The sequence below is a fragment of the Novosphingobium sp. GV079 genome, assembly GCF_003058045.1.
Taxonomy (GTDB): domain Bacteria; phylum Pseudomonadota; class Alphaproteobacteria; order Sphingomonadales; family Sphingomonadaceae; genus Novosphingobium; species Novosphingobium capsulatum.
This window is the reverse complement of sequence record NZ_QBUE01000044.1, coordinates 1-3,602: the sequence shown is the minus strand read 5'-3', so window position 1 is coordinate 3,602 and position 3,602 is coordinate 1. Positions and strand designations below refer to the sequence as shown.

Below are 3,602 nucleotides of genomic sequence, written 5' to 3'. Positions count from 1 at the left end.
CCATCATCGAGATGGTCGAGCAGGTTGCCGCGAATATGGCGATTGCTGCCATCGTCGGCCGGCTCGAGGTCGCAGGACCAGGCATCAATGCCACGGGCGAGGAACGCACGGCGCAGCACACCACTGCGCTCGCAACCGATCAGGACGCGGGCGCTCATTGCCGGCCTCTGATGGAGCGGGTGAAGATCTCACTTACCATCCCACCCGCGCATGCAGCCCAGGCGATCAGAAGCCGGACGACAACACCGGTGTTTGCCCAATCCCAGTCCCAAGGCAGTTCCCAGATGGCGAAGGACCTGATGGCGATTGCGATGGCGCCGCTGATCGCGGCGCCGGTGAGGATGCGGCGCAGCTTCATGCCGCTTCTCCCTCGGCAGCAGCCTTGTTGCCATAGTCCATGGCGGCGAGGCACTTGGCGACAAGGTTCCAGACGTGTTCGCGCAGGCGGGGGTGGCCGGTGACCTGGCTTTCGCGCTGGGTGCCCTTGCCGCCACGGATGGCGGCGCAGAGGGCGCCATCGAGGGCGGCCTTGGAGCGGCCCTTGAGGGTGCGGCAGCGGTAATTGCCACGGGTGTTGGTGCCGCCGATGTTGTCGACCACCATACGGGCGAGTTCGGTCTTTTCGCCGTTGACGGCGGACCAGAGTTCGACGCGGACGACGATCATGCTGCACCGCCTTCCTGCGCTTCGCGCAGGCGCCGCGCCTCGGCATTATGCGCCTCGATCGCGGCCATGAACTCGCTCTCGGGGATCGCTCGCAACTTGTCTTCATCCGGCACGAAGCCATCGTCGGCGAAGCGGGGAAGCCGCAAGAAGATGCGTTCAGATGGGAATGTGACGGTCAAATCGGTGGCGAAGTAGATCCGGCCATTTTCGATAGCGAAGTGCGGCGGATTATAGCCAAAAGCCGAGGCCAGGGCATGAGGCTGTGGCGCTCTGGGAAGTTCCAGCAGTTTCCGAGCCGCTACCTTGCCAAGGTTGCTGCCCTTGTGCGGGACAGCCTCGACATTCCCGTTTTCGCTGCCAATCTTTCGCCATCCGGGCGGCAGTTCATGAAAAAAGATGGAGCGCACACCGCCGTTGCTGTCTGGGCGAAAACCTTCGCCGTTCACTTCGGTGACGAAGGCCCACTGCGTACGAACGGCGGCGTTGATCGCCGCATAATGGGCGCGTGCAGCATCAAGGGCGCCGATCACCTCGTAGGTGGTTAGAAACACGGTGCTCATGCTGCACCGCCTTCCGCCGCCTGCGCGACCGGTTCGGGATCGTGGCGGGTGCCGCAGAACGGGCAGAAGGTGTGGGCGAAGTGGCGCGGCTGCTTGCTGCGCGTTTCGTGCTTCCTGGTGTCCTTGCGCACCAGGGGCGTGAAGGTGCGGGCGACCAGCTCGTTGCGGTCGCTGGCAAAGCAGATCGCGATTTCCAGGGTGTGGTCGGTCAGCTGCTCGTCGATGTTCTTGATGCATTCACAAGCCATTGCGGGGCTTCCTTTCGTTGCGGGTAGAGGCTGGTTTCACCAGGGGAGGCAGTGCTCGAGCGGGCAGCGGGCGAAGCCGGCGATCACGCGATCGAGGATGTGCAGGGCGGCGCTCAACGCCAGGGTGAGGGCGACGGCGCGGGCGATGTCGCGGGGGCCGAGGGCGATCACTGCGCCGCGTACCTGGGCGAGAGGGGCTTGCGGCGCGGGCGGGGCTGGGTGGCTTCGCGGACGGGCACGCCGGCGCGGGTGCAGTCTTCGCACCACACGTTGCCGCCGCGCGTGGTCCAGCCCACGGGAAGCTGGCCATCGGGCGATGCATGCAGGGTGCCGCAGCGGCATTCGAACGGGGCAGGGGTGAGGCGTTGGGCAATCGACATGGGCAATCTCCGGTTCAGCGGGTGAGGATCGCCAGGCAGTGCGCCCTGGCAGCGGTGAGCCACCGGCGCGGGCCGGCGGGGATGGGGAAGCGGGCGGGCCTGGGCGATGCAGCCGGGCGGCAGGCGCGGCAGGGGCAGGCCATGGGGTGAAGGTCACGCAGCACGGCGGGCCTCCTTTTCGGCGGCCATGAGCTGGCGCAGCACGAAGGTTTGCGCGCGGCAGGCGCGGGTGCGGCGGCCTGGCTCTAGGTGCCAGGCCATGGCGATCACCCATTCAGCCTGGGCAGCGAGTTCGGCCGTCAACCCGCGCTGCTCGCGGGCGATCTCGGCAATGGTGGCGATGCTCTGGTCGAGCGCCTCGCGCAGGGCCGGGATCTGTTCCGCCTCAGCCGGGGCACCTTCGCCGGTGGCCATCCAGCGCCATTCGGCCGCGAGGGTCTCGAACACCGCGATCTGCGCCTCGGCCTCGGCGGCTGTCATCCGGCCCTTGGCGACGAGGTGGGGGAAGCGGTTGCGCCGCGTGTCCAGCATGCGCTCGGCCATTTCGCGGATCTCGGCATAGTCGAACGCGGCGGCGGGCGGCTCGGGGCTCTGGATGCCGTGCCAGACCCGGAATTCCTGTTCGGCCCAGGTCATATGATGCGCTCCGCCTTGGCGGGCTGCTCGAACACCCAGCATCCGACGATGTGGCCGGTGGGGTTGTTGACCTTCTTGCGGTCGACAAACTTGCGGCTCTTGCTGCCGCGCAGCACCTTCTTGAGCAGGTCGACGTTGGGGGCAGAGAGGCCGGCGTTGCGGCAGCGCGATTCGAACTCTGGGAGCTGGATGGCGAAGAGCCGATCCTTGTCCCGCGCCTGGTTGAGGGACTTGCCCTCGCCGTGATCCTCGGGCTTTTCGCGCGCGAGGAGGTATTCGACCTTTTCCCAGAAATCGGCGACGGCGGGATGATCACCGCCGGCGCTCAACTGGCGATCGAGCGCGAGGGCCTCGATCAGCGAAAGCGTCTCGGCCACCCATTCTTGGCGGATCGCGGGGAACAGCGCCGGCAGGGTTTCGACGGCGGCGGCGAGCTGGCGATGGTTCTTGATGATGCGGTCGTTGTGGAGGCCCTCCACCCGGCTGCGCATGTCGCGCTCGTGGAATTCCGACCGCGCGAAATAGCGCTCGAGCCACTTGGCCTCGTTGCGCACGACATGAACGATGGTGCCGGATACCTGCTCCATCGGCCATTGTTCGAGGCGGATGGCAGCGGCCCGGGTGGCTTCGTTGCGCCCGGCCTTGTCGATAGACATGGACATGAGGCGCTCGAGCACGGCGGGGATCGCGTCGATCCGCTCGTTCTGCACCAGGTAGATCGTGCCGAGGAATGGCGGTTCGCTGGTCTCGACGCCGTTGCTCTTTTGCCCGGTGCCGCGCGGGGAGCGGCCGTTGAACAACACGAGCAGCTCGTTGTGGTCGAACTGGCGGCCACCGGTGCGCTTTTCATCGTTCCGGCCACTTTCGATCAGGCCGACCGGGAGATTGGCCACCTTGATCAGGCTGCGCGCGATGAAGGCCGGGGTGGCTTTGTTGGGGTCAAACCCTTCGTATCCGCTGCGGCCGAGCAGCTTCCACAGGAACTCGATCAGGGTGGATTTGCCCGAACCAGGCTGGCCGGTGATCTCGAGGAAGCCGATCGACTTTTCGCGCTGGCGGATCTGCACCGCGAAGAGCGACATGACGAAAAAGGCCAGGCCGACCATGGCCTT

At 66.3% G+C, this 3,602-nt stretch carries 7 protein-coding genes and 1 pseudogene; all 8 read right to left on the bottom strand.

All coding sequences use genetic code 11. From position 1 onward, the window contains the following. Positions 1-154 precede the first annotated feature (154 nt). Entirely contained in the window at positions 155-358 is a 204-nt protein-coding gene (locus C8K14_RS22135) for a hypothetical protein (protein ID WP_107719322.1), read from the bottom strand. Then, positions 355-666, bottom strand: coding sequence for a hypothetical protein (locus C8K14_RS22130; RefSeq protein WP_107719320.1), 312 nt, complete (start codon positions 664-666; stop codon positions 355-357). Before C8K14_RS22130 ends, C8K14_RS22135 begins: the two co-directional genes overlap by 4 nt. Next, entirely contained in the window at positions 663-1,226 is a 564-nt protein-coding gene (locus tag C8K14_RS22125; protein ID WP_107719318.1) for a hypothetical protein, read from the bottom strand. Before C8K14_RS22125 ends, C8K14_RS22130 begins: the two co-directional genes overlap by 4 nt. Beyond that, positions 1,223-1,474, bottom strand: a complete 252-nt coding sequence (locus tag C8K14_RS22120) for a hypothetical protein (protein ID WP_107719316.1) — start codon at positions 1,472-1,474, stop codon at positions 1,223-1,225. The genes C8K14_RS22125 and C8K14_RS22120 overlap by 4 nt, the downstream gene beginning before the upstream one ends. A 36-nt stretch (positions 1,475-1,510) precedes the next feature. Then, complete coding sequence (locus C8K14_RS23180) at positions 1,511-1,645, bottom strand: hypothetical protein (protein WP_255420090.1); 135 nt, start codon at positions 1,643-1,645, stop codon at positions 1,511-1,513. Continuing rightward, positions 1,642-1,854 carry a hypothetical protein gene (locus C8K14_RS22115; RefSeq protein ID WP_107719314.1) on the bottom strand — a complete coding sequence of 71 codons (213 nt, stop codon included), beginning with the start codon at positions 1,852-1,854 and terminating at the stop codon, positions 1,642-1,644. The genes C8K14_RS23180 and C8K14_RS22115 overlap by 4 nt, the downstream gene beginning before the upstream one ends. Positions 1,855-2,007: 153 nt before the next feature. Further along, positions 2,008-2,490, bottom strand: coding sequence for a hypothetical protein (locus C8K14_RS22110; protein ID WP_107758319.1), 483 nt, complete (start codon positions 2,488-2,490; stop codon positions 2,008-2,010). Then, positions 2,487-3,602 (bottom strand): annotated as a pseudogene (locus C8K14_RS22790) (bifunctional DNA primase/helicase); the annotation flags it as partial. The pseudogene C8K14_RS22790 and the gene C8K14_RS22110, both read right to left, overlap by 4 nt.